Source organism: Niveispirillum sp. (assembly GCF_052437035.1).
In the GTDB taxonomy this organism is placed as follows: domain Bacteria; phylum Pseudomonadota; class Alphaproteobacteria; order Azospirillales; family Azospirillaceae; genus Niveispirillum.
This window is the reverse complement of the sequence record NZ_JBQVOH010000010.1, coordinates 54,172-78,953: the sequence shown is the minus strand read 5'-3', so window position 1 is coordinate 78,953 and position 24,782 is coordinate 54,172. Positions and strand designations below refer to the sequence as shown.

Sequence of the window (24,782 nt, the reverse complement as noted above, 5' to 3'; positions counted from 1 at the left end):
TCCCTGTGACTTGCCTTATGGCATTGTTTCGCGGTGAAAGCTCAGGTGTGCGTATCCACCTTCCGCTTGAAATGTTCCCAGGCGCGCCGGGCCGGCCCTTCAGCCAGGATGGCGTCAAAACTGCGCGCGACCTCGCCGTCGCTGAGATAACGGACAGGCCCAAGCTGGCGGGCCTTCAGGTCCAACCCGGCATTGACCTGTAGATAGACAGCCATGATCACGGCAGCGCGCAGGCCATCGCCCACCACCACACCACCATGGCCGCGCATCAGCACCGCCCGGCCGGCACCCAGCCGTTCCGCCAGATCGCGCCCCTGCATCATGTTGGTGACCAGCAGCGACGTCTCCCCGAACCGGTCGGCGATATCCCAGACAGGCACCCTGCCCAACGGGCCGGCGACATGCAGAAGCGGTCGCACTTCCGTGCCCGTCACGCCGAACGGGATCAGATCATGAGCGTGGGAATGAACCAATGCGGTGACATCCGGGCGCGCTTCATAGATCGCGGCATGGATGAAGCGTTCCAGATAGGGCGCGCGAGCATCCCCGTCCGCCGCCTGCCCATCGGGGCCGAAACACATAATGTCCTCTGGCACCACCTGGTCAGGGCTGACCGAACGGGAGAGCAGAAAGTGACCCGGCCGGTCGGGATGGCGCAGGCTGACATGGCCGAACGCATCCACCACCCCCTCATGGGCAAGGATACGGTTGGCCAATGCCAGATCGCGGCAGGCGGCATCGACACTCATGTCAGCCCCCGCCGGCGATATTCACCGACATAGCGCACACCGACCGTGCCCGCGAAATTGCGGATCAGCAGCGGGTGCAGACCCCATTCATAGAGGGTGGCGACATCGCGCGCCGCCAGCACTGCCACCTCTGCCTCACTGAGGTCGAAGGCGGCAAAGGCCTTTTCCGGCGCTTCGGCAAAGGCGGCCTGCAGGTCGGGCTCCTTGTCGAAGCGGAACAGGAATTTCTCAAGATCGCGGCGGCTCATGACAGGATCTCCGTCACGGCGATACCGGTATTCCACATGGCCACCGGCTCATACGCGATCTCGCGCGCGCCCTTGGCGTTCACCGCACCGGCTGCGGCCAGCCAGTTGCGGATTTCCGCCGCGCCGTTGCCGGCATTGTCGATCACCCAGTCACTGTCCATCGCCGCGATCTCATCCAACCTGCCAGACGTGAACAGGTCCAGGAACTGGCGGTCGAACGCGGTATTGATGGTGCCGGTCTGCGGCGTGCCGACCCAGTGGGACAGGCCGCCGGTGCCGACGATGGCGACCCGCTGCGCCACGCCCTGGGCCCGCACCACCTCGCCCAGTGCGCGGCCAAAAGCCAGGGCGCGGGCATGGCTGGGCAAGGGGGCGACGGTGCAGTTGATGTAGACGGGCAGGACCGGCACGTCCCAATCCCGCAGCAGAAGCTGCAAGGGACAGGAGAAGGCGTGGTCAAGCTTCACATCGCGGGCACCAACGGCATCGAAACCCGCAGCGACCAGCCCGTCCTGCACCGCCGCCCCGAATGGGGCGATGCCTTTATAGTCGCGCTTGGGCACTCCAAACTCCCCCCAGCCTTCGAACCGGTCGCCGGTGCCGATGCTGAAGATGGGCAGGAATTCATAGCCGTAGGTCAGGAAATGGTCGGTGGCGATGGTGATCAGCACGTCCGGGCGGGCCGCCTTCAGCGAGGAAGCCAGGGTGCGGAACCCGTCGAACACCCGTTCGGCACGGGCCTCATCGGCCCCGCCATCGGGAAGGCGCATCATGGCGCCGGTATGGGCCGTTGCGGCCGCCCAGACGAAGCTGCCCATGTCCCTCACCCCTTCAGGAAGTCGACAACCAGACGGTTGACGGCATCAGCCTGTTCGAACTGCGGCCAGTGCCCCGCCCCTTCCACCAGGGAGAAGTCGGCATTGGGCATGATTTCGGAGACCTTCTTGGCCACCGTCCAGGGGGTGGTGGGATTATGGTCGCTCCAGATGATCTTGGTCCGGATGTCCAACTTGGCCAGTTGGGCCTCGTCCAGGAGATACTTGCGGTTCTCCTCGCCCGGCTGTTCCTCCACCATCTTGGGCATGGCCGCGCGGCTGTCGGGCAGCATGAAGAAATGGAAGCGGGTATCGACCAATTCCTCGGTTGCCACCGACTTGTCCCACATCAGCCATTGCAGCCGTTCCTTGACCTTCTCGCGGGTCGGCGCCTCGCTGGCCTTCTTGGTGACGTTCTTCACCTGCTGGTGGATGCGCGCACTTTCCGCCTGGCTTTCCGCATCGCTGAGCAGGAAGCCGGCCCCGGTGATGGAGATCAGGGAGGCAACGCGGTCGGGATAGGCCTGGGCGAAATTGAAGGCCGTCCAGCCGCCCAGCGACTGTCCCACCAGATGCGCCTTCTGGGCCCCAATAGCGTCCATGAAGCGCTTCAGATGCTCCACGAACAACGGCGCGTGATAGGTGACATCCAGCGGCTTGGCGCTCAAACCATGGCCGATGGCGTCCATGGAAATGGCACGGAAGCCGGCTTGCGACAGCGGAACCACATTGCGGATGAAACCTTCGGCATGGCCGGACAGGCCATGCATCATGATCACCGGCGTGCCCTCGCCTGCCTCGATCACGCGGGTGCGCCAGCCGCCAGCATCGTAATATTTGACTTGTGCCCCAAGGGCATCGGTCCAGAAGGACATCATTCTCTCCCGTTTTTCAGAAAACCGCCGATCAGTTCATTGGTCCTGTCGGCCTGTTCGTATTGCGGCCATTGCCGGGCACCGGCGACCGTGACCAGCCGCGCATCAGGGCAGGCGGCGACAGCCTGGGCCACGATCCCGGCTGCCGTATTTCCCCCTTCGCCCCGGATGAACAGGGTGGGCATGGACAGGCCGGAAAGCCGTTCCGGCGTCAGCAGGAAGGGGCCATTGTCGGCTTGGCGCACCTTCAGATGCACGGCGCGGGCAGCCTCAGGTTTGTAAAGCGCCAGCCGGGTGGCCAGGATTTCCGGGTCCACACTTTCCGGATCGGCCAGCAGGCCCGACAGCCGCTTGCGCACAGCCTCCAGGGTTGGCGTCTCAAACGCCTCGCCGCCTGCACTATAGGCCAGGGCGATCTTGGGATCGGCCAGACGGTCGGCCTCCGCCTGCAATCCCGCCGGTTCGATCAGCACCAGCCGTTCCAGCATCTCCGGCCGGGTCAGGGCCAGCCAGGCCGCCGCCCAGCCACCTAGGCTCTGGCCCACGACATGGGCACGCCCCAGGCGCAGCGCATCCATCGCGTCGGCGACATGCGCGGCCAGCCGGTCGATGGTGTAGTCACCATCGAAGGGTGCCGTTAGCCCGTGTCCGGCCAGATCGACGGCATAGACCGTGAAGTGGACCGACAGCGGGCCGATGTTGCGGGCGAAGGTTTCCAGGTGCCCGCCGCGACCATGCAGCAGCAGCAGTGGCGTCCCTTGACCCAGCCGGACATAGCGAGTGCGAAGGCCACCCGCCATGACGAACCCGACCTCCCCGCCCAGCATTTGCGTCCACAGGCTCATGGCGCCTATCCCAGATGCTGGTGGAAGAAGGCGACGAAGCGCTGGAAGGTCAGCGCCGCCGCTTCGGGCGAATAGCGTTCCAGGGTGCTGTCCATGTAGGCGTGGCGCGCCCCCTCATAGAGATGGAAATCCACCGGCTGGGGGCTCTGCGCCAACAGGGCCGCGCGCAGGGCTTCGGTCTGCACCAGCGGTATCGCCTCATCATTCGTGCCGAAATGCAGCTGCAACGGGCACTGGATGTTCGCCGCCAGGGTCAGGCGGGACCGTTCCTTGCCATCCGGCGAATAGGCTGCCGGCAGGATGGGCAGGGCATAGAGGATGACGGCACAGGCGAGATTGTTGGGTGTCGCCGCCCAAGCCAGTGATGTGCCGCCGCCCAGACAGTAACCCAGTGTGCCGATACGGGCCGGATCGACGTTGGGCAGGCCTGCCAGGAAGTCGAACCCGGCCTGCATATCGGGAACCGCCGTCTCATCCTTGGCAGCCAGGAACGCCTTGCTGCGACGTTCCTCCGGTGTGGTGTAATCCTGGGGCGGGCGACCACCGATCCGGCTGTAGGGATCGACAGACAGGACCACGAAGCCCTCGGCGGCCAGACGGCGTGTCTCCGCCTGACGATGCTCGGTGACGCCCAGATTTTCCGGGGCCGTGACGATGGCCCCCCAAGGGCCGGCACCCGCCGGCTCTGCCAGATAGCCCCGGATCATGTCGCCGCCATTGGGGAAAGTCACCCAACGGGCTGTGACGGGATAGGTCGGATGGCTCATAACCCCTCCCCTCAGGCTGCGATTTCGATGTCGAACAGGCTGTCCTCACCGCGCCGCTTGACCTCAACATCCAGCAGCGTGCCGCAACCGGGGCAGGCATGGCGCACCACCTCCAGATCGGCATGGATGCGGACGCGGGGCCCCAGATCCTCTGCCGTTGCCGGGGCATGGGCGGCATAGTCCTTCCAGTTCTCATCAGCCGGCGAGATGACATGGCCGCAATTGCAGACAAAGTAGCTGCGGCCATCGGTCAGTTTCAGGATGCGGGCAACATCGCCAACGATGGCCAAGGCCTCGGCATTGCCATGAACGTGCGGCGGATGTTGCAAACGGCGGGTTACGGGCCAGGACAGGCGCTCCTGACGGATGGCATCGCGCCGGGCCGCTGTTGCCGCCTCATCAACATCACCCGATGCGGTAACGGCAACGCCGAAGATGCGTTCCGCTGAAGCGGCGGAGAAGGCGCCACCCGTCACATCAAGGGCCACCAGTTCCGGCTCCCGCCCGATCGGGTCGCCCCAGCCGCCGCCGGCGGTGGGGTTGCACTCATACACGTCGTCATGGGCGAATTCGAATTCCGGCGGCTTGGCGGTGAAGGTGGTTTCCTCACCCACCAGCCCGTTCATGCTGTCGGGGAACTCGCCGCCCTGCATCAGGTCGCGAATATTGGAATTGCGCAGCAGGCGGCGATGGTTGCAGCCGCTGGGATAGCCGCCGAACAGCCCGCGCGAGGTCGGCGACTGATAGCCGTGGCAGGCGACCAACGATTCAACCTCATGCACATCATGCAGGACGAAGGCCGCCCCTGCCGCCTGACCGCCGGTATTGCGGCCGGGACCGGAACTGTCGGTGATGATGCGCCGGTACATGTAGAGCACGGGCAGCTTCAGCTCTGTCGCTTCCACGTTCGGCGCGCGGCCGGCGGTGATGTTGCGCTGGCCCGAGACGGTGATGCCATCGCGATGGGCATAGGCGCCGCCGCCCGACAGCATCACCTCCAGGATGGGGGCCGTCGCCGGCTCGCCATACTGGTTCTTGCCGTGGATGTGGAACAGGTCGGGGCCGCTGGCGGGGGCCGCCTGTGCCTCCCGCACATAGTCGGGGTGGCTGGCCAGCAGTTTGGACATCGCCTCCGTCGTCGTCACCTCAACCAGCCACATGGCACCCAGCGGCCCTTGTGAGCAGGGAGCGGGGAACTTGCAGGAGACGACGGAGCCTTCGCGCGACAGCACTTCCAGCGGACGCAGCAGCCCGTCATTCCAGGGCAGGTCGAAGGCGATCAGCGGCAGGATGCCGGCATAGATGCCCGCCAGCAGACCGGTGCGGGTGGCATTGACGAAGCCCGGCGCCTGATCGTCGGAACCGGTATAGTCGAAGGTGATGCTGTCGCCCTGTTTGCGCAGTTCGACATGGATCTTGTAGATCTTGTTCTCGAACCCGTCATGATCCAGGAAGGCCTGGGCCCGGAACATGCCGTCGGGCAGCTCATGCAGGCGCTTGCGCATCTTGGCTTCCGACAGGTCCATCATCCCGTCCATGACAGTCAGGACCGTGTCGACGCCATACTTGGCCACCGTATCCAGCACGCCCTTCACGCCGGTATTGCAGGCGGCCATCAGGCCCTTCAGGTCCAGGCTGATATTGATGGGCAGGCGCGACATGCCGGTGATGAAGTTCAGGACGTCGGCGCGCAGCTCACCCCGATCCACCAGCTTCACCGGCGGGATCAGGATGCCTTCCTGGCGGATATCCTTGGCCATGGAGGCAAAGCTACCCGGCACCATACCGCCGACATCCAGCTGGTGGGCGCAGGCCCCGGTCCAACCGATGCGCTTGTCGCCCACGAAGATCGGCGCCAGGATGCCGATATCGGGGCAGTGCAGCGCGCCCTTGTGCGGATGGTTGACGATGAACATGTCGCCGGGGTTGATGCCGGGATTTTCCGCACAATCCTCAATCACATGCTTGACCATCAAGGACAGGGACGCGGCGTGGAAGGTCACCGTGCGACCCATCGTCACCACTTCGCCAAAGGCGCGGTAGAGGCCGGTATTGAAGTCCGTCGCCTCGTTCACCAGGGTGGAGCCGGAAACGGCGGCCAGCGTCGCGGCCTGTTCGTCTGTGATGGACAGGAGCCGATGGCGGATCACCTCGAAGGTGATCGGGTCGACATCTTGGGTTTCGTAATTGAAAACAACGTCCATGGGTTTGGTCCCCGGTATCTGGAGCGGTTTTCCTTTGATTGGAAAACCGCTTCGGCGGCGACTGCCGCCGCGCCGCACGTGCGGCGTGAAGCCAAGCCGCGGATGCGGCGCCGGCGCTTGAAGAAACAAAATCTAATGCCAGGCGGCCTGCGACGTGCGGATGATGATGTTGCCGTAGGGCTCCATCTCCGCTGTCTGCGCGGGGCCGACGACGATGGTGGTGTCCGGCCGTTCGATGATGCAGGGGCCGGCGATGGGCTGACCGGGACCGATATCCTCGCTGCGGTAGATCGCAGCGGACAGGAAGCCACGGCCGTAGAAATAGACCTCGCGGGCATCGATGGGCTTGTTGGAACGCCCACTGCCATCGACCTTACGCGGCACCGGCTTGATCACCGGCGAGGTGCCTTCGACCCGGACGACGGAGAATTCGACGCCGGAAATGCGCAGGGCGGTGTTCTTGCCATACACCCGCTCATACTGTTCCTCGAACCGGTCGACCAGGGCGTCGATGCCGGCGGCGTCCAGAGCGCCATCGGGCACGGCCACGCTGATCTCGTGCACCTGCTGGCGAAAGCGCATGCCGATGAAACGCTTGATGGTCACGCCATCGCCCAGCGCCTCGACACAGCGGGCGGCAAGGCCATTCAGGCTGTCATTGATCTTGGCGATATCAACATGCTCGGACGCACGGCGGAACCGGGCCGGGGCATGCTGGCCGATGGCGAGCGAGAAGGACCGATGGCGGTCGCCGGTGACGGTGCCATAGGCGGAATGGGCGGGACCGGTATTGGGGATGATGATGGTGGCGATGCCGGCGGCTTCCGCGAACTGGTGGGCATGGGTGGCACCCGCCCCGCCATAGGCCATCAGCACGAAGTCGCGCGGATCATAACCGGCGCGCAGGGTAACGCGGCGTAGCAGATCGGCCATCTGGTTGTTGGCGACCTCGCGGATGCCGGACGCGGCCTCCGCCACCTCCATGCCCAGCGGGCCGGCCACATGATCGCGCACCGCCTTGTGCGCCGCATCGATATCCAGGCGCATCTTGCCGCCCAGGAAGTATTTGGGGTCGATGATGCCCAGCACCACGTCGGCATCGGTGATGGTGGGTTCAACGCCGCCACGACCGTAGCAGGCGGGACCGGGGGTGGAGCCCGCACTCTCCGGACCCACCGTCATGTGACCGTCGCGGACCCGGGCGATGGACCCGCCACCGGCACCGATGGCCGTGACCTTGATTGATGGCAGGGCGACATGGAACCGCCCTTCTTCACGCACCGTCTCCAGCAGCGGCTGACCATTGACGATCAGCCCCACGTCGAAGCTGGTGCCGCCCATGTCCGCCGTCAGCACATTGGGGAAGCCCAGCAACTCTCCCAGCTTCTGCGACGCCAGAACGCCGCCGGCGGGACCCGAGGTCAGCAGGTTCGCCGCCTGGAAGGCCGCCTCCGATGCCGGCAGGACGCCGCCGCCGGATTCCATAATGGAAATGGGCCCTTCGAACCCGTGTCCGCGGATCGCACGCTCCAAGCCATTGATATAGCGATGGATGACGGGACCCAGATAAGCATTGATGGCGGTCGTGGATGCCCGCTCATACTCACCGATGATGGGCACCAGCGAGGATGAGGTAGTGACAAAGACGCCGGGCGCTTCCTCCGCCACCAGTTCCGCCAGCCTTTGTTCATGTGCCATGTTGCGGAAGGACCAGAGCAGGCTGATGGCAATGGATTCCACGCCCTGCGCCACCAGCCGACGGATGCTGGCACGGGCCGCATCCTCGTCCAGCGGCACGATGATCTCGCCCTTATAGTCCACGCGCTCCACGATCCCTTCGGTCAGGGCGCGGGGAACGATAGGGTCGGGCAGACGACGGACGGAGAAATGCGAGATTTCATGCGCCGCCATGCCGACCCAGCCACCCATCGCACGCTGGATGCGAAGCGTATCCTCGAACCCGCGGGTGGTCAGCAAACCGGTCCGTGCGCCCTTGCGCTCGATGAAGGCATTGGTGGCGGCCGTGGTGCCGTGGGAGAAATATTGCAGCCGGGCGACCAGTTCCGCCGGCGCAATTCCCAGCGCTTCCGCCGCAAGATTCATGGCGTTCAGCACGCCCTTGGTCCGATCCTCCGGCGTCGTCAACGCCTTGAAGATGCGGATGTCGCCATCGTCCGACAACAGGACCAGGTCCGTGAACGTGCCGCCGATATCCGTACCGATGTAGGACAAAGAAACCCCCTATTCGCTGTCCGGCCAAGCCTCGGTCGCGGGCTGAACCCGCCGGGCGGCCATGGATGGGCATGCCGCGACGGGGGACCGCCGCTGGCACGCGATAACGAGAACCAGAAATCCGTATGGAGATGGCTGGGGACCTGATGTCCCGAAACCCGCTCCTCCCCTGTCGCCTTGCTTATTGAGCTGATTTTATTTTGTCCGCTGTGCGGACGTTTGTCCGATATGCGAATGATTGATCACGCCAGACCTGTTGTCAAACGAAAAGTTCAGCTAAGACTGGATCGGCAGCAGCGGGAGTTGACGCCACCGACGGCGTCCGACACTTTCGGGCCCGGCGGCGTTGGCAGCCGTACGACAAGGAGAAGACAGGGATGGCACGTCGCCAGGCTGGGTCCACACCGGGGAACACCCCGGAGGAACTGCACGAGACTTATGAGGATGATCCGAATTTCGTTGTGTCGCTGGCCCGTGGGCTGAACGTGCTGCTGGCCTTCGCCGGCTCACGTAAGCATCTCAGCATTTCCGACATCAGCCGTATTACCGGCCTCTCGCGCGGATCCGTCGCGCGGCTGGTGAACACGCTGGAGAAGCTGGGCTATGTGCGGTCAGAGGGAAGGTCGTTCCAACTGCTGCCCAAGACGCTAGCCCTTGGCCAAGCCTACCTGTCGTCCAACTCACTGGCCACGATGGCACAGGAGACGCTGGACCGGATCGGCAATCAGGTGAACGAGAGCTGTTCCATCGCCGTCCTGGACGAAGGATATGTCACCTTCGTCGCCCGCTCTGCCAGCCGGCGCATGGTTTCTGCGTCCCTTTCGGTGGGAAGCCGGATTCCGGCCTACTGCACCTCGCTGGGGCGCTGCATTCTTGCACATCTGCCGGCAGACGAACTGGAACGCCATCTGGCGGGCGCCGATCTGGTTGCTCATACCAGCCGCACGGTCACCGACCGCGCAGCATTAGACGATGTGCTGGAGCAGGTGCGCACCACCGGCTATTCGATCTCCGACAGCGAATTCGAAGAAGGCCTGACCTCCATCGCCGTGCCTATCTTTGGACCCGGCAACAAGGTGGAGGCCGCCCTGGGTGTGGCGGCCATCCGATACCCGCACGAAGCCTTGGTCGGAACAATCCTGCCGGTTCTGCGTGGCACGGCCCGCGATCTTGGGGCCTTCCTGCGCTTCTGACCAAGGGGCAACAGCCCCAGCCTGGCTATACCCAAGCCTGGAATGGCTTGATCCCACCCGTCTTCATGTCCGGTTCCACAAGAAGACGCGCACGCGCATTCAGACGGGCCGCCAGCTGGCTGAAACCGCTGGCGGCACTGATGCCGACGATGTCAGCCTGGGTAAGGACGTGGAAGTCTTGCAGGAATTCCAACCCCGGCCAGGCCGGCCCCGCATCATGCAGCGTCACAGGCCGGAATTCACGGAAGGCCGCGCGGACTGCGGGAATATCATCGCTGGCCAGATACAGGACCGGCTTATCCAGCGTCGGCCACAGACCGCGCAGCCAGTCGACATAGGTCTGTGTCTCGGTGATGGGATAGCCATACTGAAGGAAATCGCCCCGCCTTATATGGATGGCGACCACCGTGCGGCCCACCGCGCGCAGGGCATCGACCGGCGGGTCGATCCAGAGCTTCCATTGCGGGCGCGGTTGCAGCCAGGACCGCATCCGGTCACGGAAAGCTTCTGGATATTCATAGAGGAACAGGGGGGACAGGGCATCACGGTCCAGCACGGGCTCCACCTCCCGCGTGTTCATAACCGATCCGTTCAGAACCCGGCGGGCGAAGGGCCAGGGCGGCAGCGGGCCGCTGGGCACCGGGTCGTCCAGATCGAAATAGGCACCCCCCACCCAGTCTGGCGTCTCCAGCACACAGCCATGCTTCTCCGCGTAAAGCCGCAGCAACACATATTCCAGGACATTATGGGCGAAGCGCCCGCGGTTGCCCAGGCTGGTGGAGGTCAGGCGCGGTCGGGCGGTATCGGGATTGTACGGACGCTGCCAGCGCCATCCCTGCTGCCGTCGCGTGCGCTCCAGCGCCGCCAGGGAGCGGACGGTGAACATCCAGCAATTGTCGGATCGCACGGTCTCCAACCGGGCAGCGGCCGCATTAGGATCGCCTTCCAACAAATCCAGGGCCGACAGCGCCGTCCGGCATTCCACCGGATAGATGCGGCCCGCAAAGGGCACCGTTTCCAGCCGCGTGAACAGGGACCGTGCCTGGGCCGCTCGGCCACCACGGATCAGGATGGCATAGAGATATTCCAAAATGGAGGAGACATCCGTACCCTCCAGCGGCAGATATTCAGCCAGGGCCGCCTCTGCCGCCGCGTCCTCCCCCTGATCGAACAGGGTGGCCACGACACGCGACCGCGCCGCCGCCAGCCCCAGCTGTGCCGAACGGCGGTAGCAGCGCAGGGCACCCGCCAGATCGGCGGACCGGTAATGCAGGTTACCCATATTGAACCAGATTTCCGGTGTCGCGGGAGACAGGCTGGCCGCCCGTTCCAGGGCCTGCGCCGCCGTCGCGACCTCCCCCATCTCCAACAGGGCATTGCCCAGGCTCATCCAGGCCGAAAGGAAGCCGGGTTCCAGCGCCAATGCCTGACGCTGACAGGTGATGGCTTCCTCGATACGGTCATCCTGACGCAGCAGGATACCCAGGTCATGATGGATCTCGGCCTTGTCGGGAAGCAGCCGGGCCGCACGTCGCAGGCAACGGATGGCGTTTTCGCGCCCCGCGCCGCCATGCCCCGCCCCCGATGCGCCCAAGGAATGCCACACCGCCCCATGCGCCGGGTCCAGCACCAGACCGGCCTGCCACTGTGTCCGCGCACCCGCCGCATCGCCCTGCGTCACCAAGGCATTGGCCAGATTGAGCCGCGCCTCCACCATCTGTGGCGCGCGCTTCAGGGCCCGACGGAACAGGTCGATGGCGGGGGTCAGACGTCCCGCCTGCCGCTGGGTAATGCCCAGCAGATGCAATAGATCGGGATTACCAGGATCATCGGCCAGCAGCCGGCGATAGACTGTGGCTGCCCTCTCGGGGTAGCCGGCGCGGTGGTCTGCCAACGCGTCGGCCAATACCTGATCAGATGTTGTTTTCATTCGACAGATCGACCGCGCCATGCCGGAAGGGCACCCAGTCCTTCTGGGCGGGACGATATTGCAGTCCATAGGGGGACTTCAGGAAGATGCGATCGCGTTGCGGGCTTTCGCGCAGCGTCCGGTCGGCATCGACCAGCGGCGACTGGGAAAAGATCTTGTCCCAGAATTCCGCCGGCTCCACCGCTCGCCCTGCCTTCTGTGCATATTCCTGGGCGGCGTCGCTCAGCTGCCAGCTGCTCTCAACCATGTCGTAATAGCCCATGACAAAACTCCCTTTGCCCGACCCACGGGCTGACAGATACCGCACCTTTTTCAGGTGCCGCAAGGTTTGGCGGTCAGGCGCCTGGAATAGGCAAGGTCCCGCAACGCCTCCATGGCTTCGGCAAAGACCGGACCCCAGTCCTGGTCATCCTTTTGCCGGAACAGGCGCATGGACGGATACCAGGGCGTGCACCCACCACGGTCGCCATACACCCAGTAAGGCATGAATTGTACCAGATTCCAGACCGGCGTACCCAGAGAGCCGGCCAGATGCGCTGTGGAACTGTCAGTCATGATCAGCAGATCCATCTGTTCCAGCAGGGCCGCCGTATCGGCGAAATCGTCGATATGCGGACCCAGCGGGGTCACCAGCAGGCGGCTGCCCATCTCTTCCAGCTGATCTTCCGGCGGCCCCTTTTGCAGGGAATAGAGCCGCACACCGGGTACAGTGCCGAATTGCAGGAAATTTTTCAGGTTGCTGGCCCGGCGGGCATTATCGGCAAAGGTGACCCGGCCCGACCAGATGATCCCGACGCGCAGGAGGCCTGGTTCTGCCGGCCCTAAAATCCGTTTCGCCTTGGCTCGCGCGTCGGGCGGAATATGCAGCTTCACCGGCGGCGGCACACTGTCGAAACGCGTACCGCAGAGATAGGGCAGGCTCATCTGCGACGTCTGGACATCGAAATCGGGAAAATCATGTCCCGCCGGCACGAATTCGTCCACCGGCAAACCGCCCAGCACGCGGCGTAGCTCCGGATGGCATTCGAACAGGATACGTCCGCCGCGCGCCTTGACCAGGGGCACATAGCGCGCTGCCATCAGCGTGTCGCCGAACCCCTGTTCGGTGGACAGGAAGATACGCTTGCCCTTCAGGTCGCTGCCGTCCCATGGCGTGCCCGGCGTCGGGCGGGTGCGGTAGGTGGCGATGCCACGACGATATTCGTAATCCTTGAAGCCCTGTTCATATTCACCGACCTGCAACAGGGTCAGCGCCCGCTCCCACCGCAACTGTGCCGAATGCGGATCTGCCGCCAGCGCCTTTTCCATCAGCATCAGCGCCTCATGGAAGGCGGTGGCCTTGCGCTTGCTGATCACCGCGTTGAACAGCAACTGTCCATTGTCGCCCATCAGGCGCAGGGCCCTGGCATGGGCATCGTCCGCCTCGGCGTGGCGGCCCAGTTCGGTCAGCAGATTACCAAGGTTGGACCAGTTGCCGGCATTGTTCGGGTCATGCTCCACCCCGCGGTGATAACAGACCAGCGCCTCTTCCACCCGGCCCATCCGCCGCAGAACAACGCCCATCGTGCTCCACGCCGCACCGTCACGGGGATTGGCACGCAGAATATCCTCTGCGGTACGCAGCAGTTGCTCATCATTGCCGGCGGGCAACGTCGTCACATTCGCCTTGGGCGGCGCCGGGGGCGGTGGTGACACCGGGGCCGATTGTGGCTGTGAAGCCGGGACCGGTGCCGGCTTTGCGGGGGCGGCGGCTTTACGCTTCTTCGCGGTCACGTCGGTCCTGCTTCTTACGGCTTTGCCCTGTTACCAGGCAAAACGCACCTGGGCTGTCATGGCATGCTGCGTACGGTTGTCGCTCAACGCCGCATCATAGCGCGCGGACAGCCGCATGTTGTCAGCAATTTCCATGGACAAGCCACCACCCAGCACCGCCGTATCACGGCCAGGGGCCGCCGCCTGCACGATGAAGGCCTGCCCCAGCAGCGACTGGCTGATGCTGTTGCCGGGCGTTGACAGGTCATGTTCCCAGCGGGCCGACAGTTCAGGCACCAGGGTGCCGCCATTATCCAGCGCCACAGGTGCCGCAAGCCGCAGGCCGATACCGGCGCGCAGGTCCGCTTGGGCGTCTTCGGCAACGGTCAGACCGAATGCGTCGGCACCCCGTTCCGCGAATCCATCGACATCGCTGCCGTCATAGCGCAGGAAGGCACTGGGCGTAAGCTGGATGCCATCCAGATCAAGACGATAACCGGCCTCCAGGCCGGCACCGACGCTGCGGCCATCGGTATCGCCGCCGGCATTGCGCACCTGGATGCCGGTGGTGATGGTGCGGGCCGTCTCATAATTGCTGAAGGTGATGCCCGCCTGCGCATCCACGAACAGCGCCTCCTGGCTCCAGCCCAGATAACCCCCGACATGATAGCTGTCGATGGAGGCGCGGCCACTGTCCTGACGGCCCGTCACGCGGCTGTCGGCATAGCCGACAGCGATGCCTGCACGTGTACCATTATCAACACCGATATCGGCACCGGCCATGCCACCCGCCATGCGGTGACGGAAGCCGGGATTGTTGCCGTCGCTGCTGGTCCGCGCCTTATTCCCAAAGGCCCGGCCCCAGACCTGCCATCCCTGCCCTGCCCCATGCAAGCCACCCTGGCGCGTGGCGATCATATCGGCAAAGCCACGGCTGACATCGGTCGCCGCCAAGGAAAGATTGGCGTTGAATTCACCCGAAAGACCGCCCACCGCCGATGGCAGCGCCGAAATACCCAGCGGGATCAGCGCGTTCAGGATCGGCTGCGCCGCCGGATTGCGCGACGCTTCCAGCGCGTCCACGGCGGCACCCACCGCACGCTGGTTGCCGGTCAGGCCAGCCAGACCGGCATAGGATGCGGCACCCACGTAAAGATCGACGCTGTTGGCACTGTACAGCGCCACGATACGCCCACCGGTGGGTAGACCCGCCACAGGCTGCGTGATCGTGGCGAAGGTGCCGGTGACGCCGCCTTCGGCCTGGATCACGCCCGTCAGACGCTGCCCCAGGGTCAGGTTGTAGCTGTTGGTGCCCGCCGTTTCCCCGGCGGCATAGGTCAAGCCGCGCAGAACCGGCGTCAGGGTCACGCCGCTGCCGATCGTGTAGGCATTGCCGGTCCCCGTCACAATGACGCGGGAATAGTTACCGGCACCATTGCCCGTCCCCGCCCCATCGATCTCCAGCACCAGCGAGCTGCCCGCCTGCTGCGTCACAGGGCCGGTGAAGGTCAGAGTGCCGGGGGAATTGCCGGGGCGCAGCGTGCCGGCGATGGTCGTGGCACCCGCGACCCGTCCGGTCCCGCGCAACGTGCCCTGGGCACCGACCGTAACCGGGGCCGTTACCACGCTGTTGACGGAAAGCTGACCATTCTCAACAGCCACGGAGCCGCCGGTCAGGCCGCCGGTCAGGCTCGCCTGCCCACCATTGCGCAGCACGAAACTGCCGCTGGCATTGTCGATGGCGCTGGAAAACAGGGTACGGCCACTGGTGGCAACTACCAGCGTGCCCAGATTGGTGATCTGGCTGGCAATCGTCCCCTGCCCGGCACCGGTCAGGGTAAAGGGCGATGCGGATGAGGCTGTATTGATGATGCGTCCAGCCAGGGCAATGTTCTGCCCGGCATTGTCCAGGGTGCCACCGGCGGACCCGACATTCAGCACCAGCGTGACAGGCTGCCCCTGGCTGCCCAGGGCGCCGGGCGTGCCCGGACGCAGGGTGCCGCCGTCGAAGGTCAGGGTGCGCGTGCCCGACAGGTTGCTGCCGGTGCCCGCTGCGTCATCGGTCGTGTAGAAGGTCTTGGTACGATCGATCACAGCACCAAGATTGCCCACAGGGCTCGGCGTGCAGGTCGGGCACAGCGTAACCGTGACATTATCGATATTCTGTGCGGCACCCAGGCTGTCGGCCACGAAGCGCAGAATCGTCTGGCTGCCAAACGCCTGGACATTGAAGCTGTAGGTGGTCCAGCCGGTGGGCGGGGCGCTGTCACCGATATAATCGAAGATGCGAGCGTCGCCGAAATAGGCGCTCAGTCCCTGACCACCCTCGCTCTTGTACTGGAACGTGATCTGGTACCGGTCGCCCAGACCCGTGGTCAGCGCCTGGGACAGCGTGTTGGTGGAAAACAGGAATTCTGCGCTGTTTCCTTTGCCATCGGCACCGAGACCGGCGCGCAGACCCGACGGATCGCTGCTGGTCCAGCTGCCGAACGACACTTCATCCGTTCCCGCAACAGGTGTCACGATCTCGAAATCACCATTGCACAGGAGGGTGCCCGTGCAGGTCGCGGCATTGGCGCTGGACGATGCGAGGACCGGGATTGCCACAGTCATCAGCAAAGCCGCCTTGATAGAGGCCGTAACCGCCGACCGGTGAAGACACCCCTTCATGCTGCTCTCCCAAGACCATTAACCGAATATAAACAACAGGCCCTACTGGCCACAGGCATATCGCACCCGCGCGGCACAATAGCCCAAATCTCAGCTATAGTGCACAATTCATCTCAATGCTTATGATTTTATGAATTCTGCCTGTGATCAAATCATCTCTTTCGGATAGAACCATCGACTACCGAACGTATCACACTACCAATCGGGGCAAACCACCCCCCTTGGGTATCGGACCTGAACATACGTAAGCAATCATACCAGACCGTGCGTTCAGGATCGTTCATCCAGCGCCAGTCGGCGATGGGCGGCAGAATCAGGAAAGCTGGCCGTCCCATTGCACCGGCAAGATGAATCACCGCGCTGTCACAACTGATGACAAGGTCCAGATTGGCGATGATGGCTGCGCTGTCCATGAAGGCACCACACCGCCGGTCACGGTCTGCGTCCGTGAAATGGGTAAGATTGAGCGCCGCAGACCATTCCGGAAGCTGTTCAAGTCCGGCTTGCTGCTGCAGGCTGAACAGCCTTACGCCGGGAATTGCGGCCAGAGGCGCAAAGGCCGCCAGCGGTATGGATTTGCCGGCCTCAGCCGCCTGCCAGTTGATGCCGATACGCAGCCCGTCGTTTCCGATTCGAGACGCCCAGGCAACGACGCGGTCAGGGCACGCGCGCAGATAGGGTGCCGACGCCCCCGGCACGGTCGCGGGCGTGCTGCCGCACAGGCCAGGAAGGCTCATCAGCGGGGCATGAAAATCGGCAGCCGGCAACGGATAGCCGTGGCGGATCAACTCATCAATACCGTCCACCCTGCGCAGGATATCATGCATTTCCGCCTGACACTCGAACAGGGTATGGGCCCCCATGGCCTTCAGAACCTGGAAATAGCGGGCGAATTGCAGCGTATCGCCCAATCCCTGCTCGAAATGCACCAGAATGCGCTTGCCGGCCAGCGACGACCCATCCCAACGCGGAACACCCGGCACATCCCGGCGCCATCGCCAGACCGCCTGCCGGTCCCGCCAGTCATAATGCGGCCAGCCTTCGCGCCAATGACCCTGCTGGATCAGGCAGGCGCCCAAATTCTTGTGATATTCGGGACTGTGAGGCTCGCACCGGACGGCCCACCGATACCACGCGGTGGCATCGGTGGGCCGTCCCTGCCGGCGCAGGGCCCCGGCCAGATTATTGACGATGGCTCCCTGACCGGGTTCCAGCGTCAGGGCCAGACGATAGGCGCGTTCCGCCTCCACCGGGCGGTCCAGGGCCATCAGGATGTTGCCGCAGCGAAAGGCCGCATCGGGGAAATCCGGCCTGACCGCCAGCAGACGCGCCAGGACGGACAAGGCCCTTTCCGGCTGGCCCAATGTCATCAGCAGGCTGCCCAGACGGAAAAGGCCCGGCGGATGATCGGGCCGCAACCGGTGTGCCTCCTCCTGCATTGCAAGGGCGGCCTCGGTCTGGCCTGCATCCTCCAGCGTGATGCCCAAATTGAACAGAGCCACAGGATGGCCGGGCGCAAGGCGCAAGGCCTCCGCGAAATGCAGGATGGCCAGTTGCAGGTTATCGGCGGCATGGGCGGCCTGCCCTGCCTCCATCATCTGGCGAAAGCCATCTTCGGTCACCGGCCCGCCCTCCCTGCCTGTCTGCTGCTTCATGGATTGGCATGGGACAAGTGGCTTGGCAATACCGCCCGGCCCCGCCATGCTCCACCCGTCCCACCTTCACCAGGATGACCGTCAGCGTGCCTGCCCCCACCCAAATCGATCTGCTGCGGGCCGCAATGGATGCCTACCGGCGGGGCAGCATTGCGGAGGCGGAGGCGTCCTGCCGCGATATCCTGCGCGGGCAGCCCGATCATGTCGGCGGGCTTTTGATGCTGGCCGTGCTGCGTATGGCGGTAAGCGATGATGATGCGGCGGCAGGGCTGTTTCAGCGCGCCTTGACCCTGGACCCGGCCATTGCCGACGCCCATGGCAATCTGGCGATGATCCGGCAGCGGCAGGGCCGCATGGCGGACACCGCCCTTCTGTTCCGCCGTGCCGCCATTCTGGCCCCGGACATTCCCGACTGGCGGGTCGGGCATGCCATGCTGTGCCTGGACCGGCCAGGAATGGCGGCCCACCTTTTCCGTTCGGCACTGACATTGGCCCCGGCATCGCCCGCGGCATGGCGGGGCTTGGGACTGGCCCTGCGCGGCACGGATCCGGCGCAGGCCGCCATCGCCTTTGACCGGGCCTATCGTCTTGACCCGTCGCTTGAACTGGCGGCGAGTGAGGCATTCGCCTGCCGCCTGCAGGCCGCCGACTGGCACCACTATCACCGCGACCGCCAGCACCTGGAAACCCGCATCGATCAGGGCGGGGTCGTCCTGCCCCTGCTGACGCAGATTGCCGGGATCACCCCCGCGCGGCAGTGGCGGGCCGCCGCGACGATCTGGCAGCGGCAAGTGACCTGGGACCCGTCCCCCACCCAGCCCCGCCAGCGACAGGACGGGCGCCTGACCGTGGCGTATCTGTCGGCAGATTTCCACGCACATGCCACCGCCTATCTGATCACCGGCCTGCTGGAACAGCATGACCGCAGCCGGTTCCGCATCCTGTCCGGCTGTTACGGCGTGGAAGATGGCAGCGAGGCACGTCAGCGCATCCGCCGCGCGGTGGATGGTTTCCACATCCTGCGCGGCCTTGACACGCGGCAGGTCGCCGACTGGGCGGGGGCGCAGGGGATCGATATCCTGGTCGATCTGAAGGGCTATACGGCTGGGGCCCGGCTGGACCTGCTGTCACGACGGCTGGCACCGGTGCAGGTGGCCTATCTGGGCTATCCCGGCACGTTGGGCGGGGGGCCGGTCGATTATCTGATCGGCGATCCCATTGTGACGCCACCCACCGACCAGACATTCTACCATGAGCGTCTGGCCATTCTGCCCAGCTGTTATCAGGTCAATGACCGCGACCGTCCCCGGCCTGATGTTCCACCGGACCGGGCTGCTCTGGGTCTGCCGCCGGACAGTTTCGTCTTTGGCGCCCTCAACGCACCGCAAAAGATCACACCTGATCTTTTCGCCTGCTGGATGCGACTGCTGATGGCAATCCCTGATTCCCGTCTGATACTCTATGATCCAAACGGTGCGGCAGCGGCCAATCTGCGCGCGGCAGCGGTTGGAATGGGCGTTGATCCAGGCCGGCTGACCTTTGTCGGGACTGCCCCCCTGGCACAGCATCTGGCCCGCTACCGCGCCATTGATCTCTGCCTGGACAGCTTTCCCTATACGGGCCACACCACCACCTCCGACGCATTGTGGATGGGGGTGCCCGTGGTCACGCGGCAAGGGGATGGTTTCGCGGCACGGGTCGCTGCCAGCCTGCTGCACGCGGTCGGCCTGCCCGACCTGATTACCCATGACCTTGCCGGCTATGAGGCGCTGGCCCTGTCACTGGCCAGTGACCGGAAACGGCTTGATGGGCTGAAGGCACATTTGGAGCGGGTGCGCGGCACCGCGCCGCTTTTCGACACGCCCGCCTTCGCGCGGCATCTGGAACGGGCCTATCGCCTGATGTGGGAACGGCATCGTGCCGGCCTGCCGCCACAGACCCTCATCATGCCGCCGCACGATTGATCAGGGCGTCGCGGACGCGCGTCACGACCGATGCCCAATCCCCCGCCCGCTCCTGCCGGAACAGGCGCATGCCTGGATACCAGTTTGTCCCGGCCCCCTGATCCCGCCAGCGCCAATCGGCATTGAGCGGCAGCAATGTCCAGACGGGTCGGCCCAGTGCGCCCGCCAAATGCGGCGGCGCCGTACAGGAACTGATGACCAGATCGAGGTTGGCCATAATGGCAGCCGTATCGGCAAAATCCGTGATCTCCGGCCCCAGGTCGGTGAAGTTCCGCCGCAGACCTGGGCCCAGCGCCTCCAGACCTGCCCGACCGCCGCCCTTCTGCAAGGCGAAAAAGGAAACGCCAGGCACCTCCAGAAGGGGCAGCAAGGCCGACAGGCCGGGGGAGCGGCGGCGGTCATCCTTAAAATCCGGATTGCCGGCCCAGACCAACCCGACCTTCAATCCCTTGAAATCCGATAATCGACGTGACCAGTTCGCCATCAATGCCGGTTCTGCAACGAGATAGGGCACCGTATCCGGCATCTCCTCCAGGCCCAGCAGATGCGGCAGGCTGAGCAGCGGGACATGCGCGTCATGGGGCGGCAGGGGGGCGCCATGGGCGATGATGGTGGCGCCGCCCCCCAGGGTCGTGAATATCCGGATCAGGGCCGGCGCACATTCCACGATCACCCGCGCGCCCCGCCGGGACAGCAGCGGCACATAGCGGGCGAACTGTATCCCATCACCCAGCCCCTGTTCATCATGGACCAGCAGCGTCAGGCCGGCGGGATCGCCCCCTGTCCAGGCGGGCGATGGATAATCCCGCCGTCGCGCCGGAAAGTCGCGCAGGCGCATCCGCCATTCATAGGCGGCAAAACCGTCGCGCATCCGCCCTTTCAACAGAAGGCAGGTGGCCAGCAGCGTATGGGCCTCCGCATGGCCGGGATCGGCGGCCAGCGCCCCCTGGCAGAATTCCATCGCCTGTTCGATGCGGTTCTGGTTACGCAGCACCAGACCCAGGTTCAGCCAGGCATCGGCGAAACGGGGCTTCACCCGGATGGCCCGATGCAGCCACCGCGTGGCTTCCTCGTCCCGGTCACCCAGTTGCGACAGCGACAGGCCCATATTGCTCATCACCGCCGCTTCGTCGGGCATCAGCACCAGCGCCCGGCGATAGGCCTCGATGGCTTCCGCATAACGGCGCAGATTTTTCAGCACGACACCCAGATTGGCGTAGGCCCTCCCGTCCTCGGGGCTCAGGCGCAGCAATTCCCGCCAGATACTCTCCGCCTCTGCATGCCGGTCCAACGCCATCAGGGACGTGGCCAGCAGGAAGCGCTGAAGGCTGGCATCGGGCACCAGCGCGATGTAGCGGCGCAACGGTTCCAATGCGCTTTCATGGTCACCACGGTCCAGCAGGACACTGGCCAGATTATGCTGGGCCATATCCAGACCGGGATCGATCAGCACCGCTTCCCGGCCCGCCACCTCCGCCTGTTCCAGCCGGCCCAGCGCCCGCAATGCCGCGCATAGGTTGGAGAAGCCGGCAGCATTGTGATGGCGTTGCCGCAGGGAGCGGGCCAGCAGGGGCACCGCCCCCGCCGCATCGTCACGCAGCAGCGACAGCACACCCAACGCCATCAGCACATCCGGGTCCTCCGGACACTGTTCCAGCACCCGGCGGAACAGGGAGTCGGCCTGCGCCAGTTGCCCCGCATTCTGAAGGGCGACCGCTTGGGCCATCAGGTCATTGGCGCTGGCCTTCACGCGCCGCCCTCCGGTGCGATCCAGCCCATTTCCTCAAACTGCGCACGGCGGGCGCGAAGTGTGGCGGGGAAGCCGTCATCAATGGGGACCCGCTGCAGGGCGGTCCACATGCCGGGAATGGCCCCTTCCTCAAACCGGCCCGTGGCGAAGAATTTCTCCAGCCGCGCGCGATTCACATCACCGTCATTGCCGAAACTGTCGATCATTTCGCGGTGGGCAAAGGCATCCAGTTTGGCCAGGAACCGTTCAATCCCGCCCATCCAGGTGAAATGCCAGCCCGCCGCCGGGATGGTCTGCCCGATACCCTGCTTGGCCAGATAGCGCATATTGTTGGCCCCGACCTGACGGACCAGGGCGAAGGGCGCTGCCGCCACCGAAATCCAGGGTTCCTGTGATCGCAGGTTCAGGAAATAGAGATGGATATCCAGATGTGGTGCGAACAGGGACGGGCCTTCCGCAGCCACCGACCGCAGCTGCGCCGCTATCTCGGGCCGCAAAATCTCGTCGGCGTCGCTGATGATCACCATGTCGGCGGGTCCGGCCTGGGTCAGGCCGCGCAGGATCGCCTGGCGCTGATGCGCCTCCCGAACCCAGGCGAAACCGCCCGGAACATCCTCCACCACAACATGGATGATTTTGTCGGCATAGCGAGCAAACCTTTCCCGGTTCTCCGCGTAATAAAGCGGTTTCGGCGTACCCGCATGGGTATAGGCGGCTTCCACGAGTACGAAATGATCGACGACCGGCGACAGTTCGGCCAGACGGATCTCCAGCAGGTCCAGTTCATTATAGAACTGGAAACAGTCATAAAGCTTTCGCCCCTCTGGCGGTGGGGCGGGCAAGGGCGGTGCCCCTGGTCCCGCAGCGTCAAACCAGGCCCGGAAGGCGTCATAACCGCGCAGCGTGCCCCACATCGCGGAACGCTCGCCCTCGTCATTGCCTTCCAGATGCAGCAGGCTTTCGATCTGGGTGATCAGCGCCGTCGCTTGCTCCCGCCAGCCGGGGCCCAGCCGGCCATTGGCCCCCTCATTCAGCACCGCGCCCAGATTTTCCAGCAGCAGCCGCTGCGACAGCGCCAAACGCGCGGCACCCAGCCGGCGCCAGGCCTCTGGATCATTATCCAAGGCCGCCGCCTGGCGCAGCAACTCCACCTGATCCGCCCGCCGCCCCGCCAGCCGATGCCGCGCCGCAATCATGCGCAGCAGCAGGGCCCGGCGCACGGGTACCGTCTGTGCGGCCGCGGCTTGGCGGGCAAGGCTGGCATCCTCCCCCAATGCGCCGGCCACCAGGGCCATGGCATTGAACAACCGCGCCGCCGAGGCAGCGGCCAGCGTCTCCGCGTCCTTCAGCGTCGCCTTTTCGGCATCGGCCAGCCATCCGGTCAGCATGGCGCGCATGGGACGGGCAGACAGGATGGCGGCGCTGTCGATCCGCAGCACCTGCGCCGCCAGTTCCAGGGTCAGCGCATGATCCCCCAGCGTATGGCCGGCGATGGCGGCGGCAATGCGGATACCGGCGTCATCGGGTGTCAATTCCGCCACCAGGAGACAGGCCGACAGCGTCGCCACGGCATCATCCACCGCCCGGGCCTGCGCCGCCAGTTGCCGTCCAGCGACGGCCAGCGATGCCGTCCATGACGCGTCACCCGACAGTAGCGGCCACACCGCGCGCAAGGCTGCAACCCGCGCGGCCAGGGGCGCCCCATCGGCACCTGACGCCACACCGGCCAGCATGGATGGCATCCAGTCCCGCCATTCCGCAGGATCGGGCGTTTCCAGACGACTGGCACGGCCCAGCGACAGCAGCGCATCGGCATAACGGGCCTGTGCCGCCTGAACCTGCATCAACACGCGCCAGACACCGGCATGGGCAGGGTCCAGCGACAGGATGCGCATACACAGATCGGCCATCGCGTCATGGTCGTTCACCACCGCCGGTCGCTTCAGTTGCCCCAGCAGGTCCATGACCTCCTGGGCTGGCGGCTGCCAACTGGCCTTGTCCGACAGGAAAGACAGCCAACACTGCGCCTGCCGGGCCCAGCCCTGGCCTGCATCGGTATGCCGGACCTGGGCGCGCAGATGCCTCTCTACCCCTTCCGGCTGCTCCTGGTACCGGCGCAGTTCCGTGACCATGACTTCCGCGAATTGGGCCGCGTGCCGGGCCGGGTCGGACGGCACAGGCAACAGCCGACCGAATCCCGCCGCCGTTTCGGGCAGGGCGCCAAGCTGGCTGGACACAACCAGACAGCCCGCTGCCAGCGCCTCCATCACGCTGATGCAGGAGGTTTCGGCATAACGGTTGGGATAGGCCAGGGCCGTGACATCCCGCAATCCCGCCGCCAGGGCGGGCTGTGAGACACTGCCGATATAGTCAACGCCATCCGTGTCCCGGCAGCGTTCATAAAGCGCGGCATAGGGATCACGCTCCAGCGGCACCTGATAGGTTTCCAGTGACGAAAACACTTTCAGCCGCGTTCCCGGTATGGCGGCGCGGATCAGGGGCATGGCCGCCAGCAGCACATCCAGCCCCCGGAAGGGCGTGCTGGTATAGGCCAGAACCGGGGGCCATGGCTTGGCCGCGATGATCCTGTCCTCCGCTGCGAACAATTCGGCAAAGCAGGGGGCCGGCGCGTTGCGCGCGATATGGCAGCGGTGACGGGGCAAGTTGAAACGCCGGATGAAATCTTCCCGCTGCCACAGGCTGACGAAAATGAAGCCATCCCACAGGCCGACAATATCGGGGTCGGCCAGGCCGGCAACAGCGGGCTGGTCACCGGCATGCTGTGTCCACAGCAGCAGTCGGCACCGTCCATCGCTGGCCGCGTGCAGGTTGCGCACGCTGTCGCTGTCACAGCCCCCCATCACCACCAGCACATCATACCGCGTCAGCAGGGAAACGGGCATGGTGGCATGGTGCCGACACATGACACCATCCACCAATCCCGGTGCAGAGGTCCCGTTGACCAGCGTGACCTCTGCCCCCAGGCGGGACAGGGCAGGCGCCAGATAACACGCAGCCGACTGCATGCCGCCCAGCGGCGCGGTGCGTGTCGTATCCGGCGTGTAATCGCCGAATGTCGTGTCGAGGAAGGCGAGTTTCATGACCTTTTGAACCACAACGCCATTCAGCTTTT

General features: G+C 64.9%; 17 protein-coding genes. 2 read left to right on the top strand and 15 right to left on the bottom strand.

Annotated elements, in window-relative coordinates:
• Positions 1–41 precede the first annotated feature (41 nt).
• The 8 genes from ACT6Q8_RS20895 to ACT6Q8_RS20860 all read right to left on the bottom strand — a co-directional run bounded on the left by ACT6Q8_RS20895 (position 42) and on the right by ACT6Q8_RS20860 (position 8,735).
• Positions 42–749, bottom strand: a complete 708-nt coding sequence (locus tag ACT6Q8_RS20895; protein ID WP_444734316.1) for a class II aldolase/adducin family protein — start codon at positions 747–749, stop codon at positions 42–44.
• Complete coding sequence (locus tag ACT6Q8_RS20890) at positions 746–997, bottom strand: hypothetical protein (protein WP_054170073.1); 252 nt, start codon at positions 995–997, stop codon at positions 746–748. Before ACT6Q8_RS20890 ends, ACT6Q8_RS20895 begins: the two co-directional genes overlap by 4 nt.
• The gene (locus ACT6Q8_RS20885) at positions 994–1,815 is read right to left on the bottom strand and encodes a hypothetical protein (RefSeq protein ID WP_054170074.1); all 822 of its coding nucleotides are present in this window, start codon (positions 1,813–1,815) and stop codon (positions 994–996) included. The genes ACT6Q8_RS20890 and ACT6Q8_RS20885 overlap by 4 nt, the downstream gene beginning before the upstream one ends.
• A 5-nt stretch (positions 1,816–1,820) precedes the next feature.
• Positions 1,821–2,690: an alpha/beta fold hydrolase gene (locus ACT6Q8_RS20880; RefSeq protein ID WP_444734315.1), complete on the bottom strand. Its 870-nt coding sequence runs from the start codon at positions 2,688–2,690 to the stop codon at positions 1,821–1,823.
• Positions 2,687–3,532, bottom strand: a complete 846-nt coding sequence (locus ACT6Q8_RS20875) for an alpha/beta fold hydrolase (RefSeq protein ID WP_444734314.1) — start codon at positions 3,530–3,532, stop codon at positions 2,687–2,689. The genes ACT6Q8_RS20880 and ACT6Q8_RS20875 overlap by 4 nt, the downstream gene beginning before the upstream one ends.
• A gap of 5 nt (positions 3,533–3,537) precedes the next feature.
• Positions 3,538–4,299 (bottom strand): dienelactone hydrolase family protein, encoded by a 762-nt coding sequence (locus ACT6Q8_RS20870; RefSeq protein WP_444734313.1) that lies wholly within the window; start codon positions 4,297–4,299, stop codon positions 3,538–3,540.
• Positions 4,300–4,310: 11 nt separating this feature from the next.
• Positions 4,311–6,503 (bottom strand): hydantoinase B/oxoprolinase family protein, encoded by a 2,193-nt coding sequence (locus ACT6Q8_RS20865; protein ID WP_444734312.1) that lies wholly within the window; start codon positions 6,501–6,503, stop codon positions 4,311–4,313.
• A 132-nt stretch (positions 6,504–6,635) separates the two neighbouring features.
• Complete coding sequence (locus ACT6Q8_RS20860; RefSeq protein WP_444734311.1) at positions 6,636–8,735, bottom strand: hydantoinase/oxoprolinase family protein; 2,100 nt, start codon at positions 8,733–8,735, stop codon at positions 6,636–6,638.
• A gap of 377 nt (positions 8,736–9,112) precedes the next feature.
• Here ACT6Q8_RS20860 and ACT6Q8_RS20855 point away from each other — a divergent pair, with 377 nt between their 5' ends.
• A complete protein-coding gene (locus ACT6Q8_RS20855; protein ID WP_054170080.1) occupies positions 9,113–9,928 on the top strand; it encodes an IclR family transcriptional regulator domain-containing protein in 816 nt (271 codons plus the stop codon).
• Between the two features lie 25 nt (positions 9,929–9,953).
• Here the strand turns inward: ACT6Q8_RS20855 and ACT6Q8_RS20850 are convergent, their stop codons facing one another.
• The 5 genes from ACT6Q8_RS20850 to ACT6Q8_RS20830 all read right to left on the bottom strand — a co-directional run bounded on the left by ACT6Q8_RS20850 (position 9,954) and on the right by ACT6Q8_RS20830 (position 17,902).
• The gene (locus tag ACT6Q8_RS20850; protein ID WP_444734310.1) at positions 9,954–11,858 is read right to left on the bottom strand and encodes a tetratricopeptide repeat protein; all 1,905 of its coding nucleotides are present in this window, start codon (positions 11,856–11,858) and stop codon (positions 9,954–9,956) included.
• On the bottom strand, positions 11,842–12,120 hold the full coding sequence (locus tag ACT6Q8_RS20845) for a hypothetical protein (RefSeq protein ID WP_444734309.1): 279 nt from the start codon (positions 12,118–12,120) through the stop codon (positions 11,842–11,844). Before ACT6Q8_RS20845 ends, ACT6Q8_RS20850 begins: the two co-directional genes overlap by 17 nt.
• Before the next feature lie 50 nt (positions 12,121–12,170).
• The gene (locus ACT6Q8_RS20840) at positions 12,171–13,631 is read right to left on the bottom strand and encodes a tetratricopeptide repeat protein (protein WP_444734308.1); all 1,461 of its coding nucleotides are present in this window, start codon (positions 13,629–13,631) and stop codon (positions 12,171–12,173) included.
• Between the two features lie 30 nt (positions 13,632–13,661).
• A complete protein-coding gene (locus tag ACT6Q8_RS20835) occupies positions 13,662–16,280 on the bottom strand; it encodes an autotransporter outer membrane beta-barrel domain-containing protein (protein ID WP_444734307.1) in 2,619 nt (872 codons plus the stop codon).
• 152 nt (positions 16,281–16,432) lie between these two features.
• Entirely contained in the window at positions 16,433–17,902 is a 1,470-nt protein-coding gene (locus ACT6Q8_RS20830) for a tetratricopeptide repeat protein (protein WP_444734306.1), read from the bottom strand.
• Between the two features lie 119 nt (positions 17,903–18,021).
• On the opposite strand from ACT6Q8_RS20830, the gene ACT6Q8_RS20825 reads away from it, so the two are divergent.
• Positions 18,022–19,899, top strand: coding sequence for an O-linked N-acetylglucosamine transferase, SPINDLY family protein (locus tag ACT6Q8_RS20825; protein WP_444739421.1), 1,878 nt, complete (start codon positions 18,022–18,024; stop codon positions 19,897–19,899).
• Here ACT6Q8_RS20825 and ACT6Q8_RS20820 read toward each other — a convergent pair.
• Complete coding sequence (locus ACT6Q8_RS20820) at positions 19,880–21,649, bottom strand: tetratricopeptide repeat protein (RefSeq protein ID WP_444734304.1); 1,770 nt, start codon at positions 21,647–21,649, stop codon at positions 19,880–19,882. The two genes, ACT6Q8_RS20825 and ACT6Q8_RS20820, sit on opposite strands and share 20 nt — an antisense overlap.
• Positions 21,646–24,750: a glycosyltransferase gene (locus tag ACT6Q8_RS20815; RefSeq protein WP_444734303.1), complete on the bottom strand. Its 3,105-nt coding sequence runs from the start codon at positions 24,748–24,750 to the stop codon at positions 21,646–21,648. Before ACT6Q8_RS20815 ends, ACT6Q8_RS20820 begins: the two co-directional genes overlap by 4 nt.
• Between the last annotated feature and the right edge of the window lie 32 nt (positions 24,751–24,782).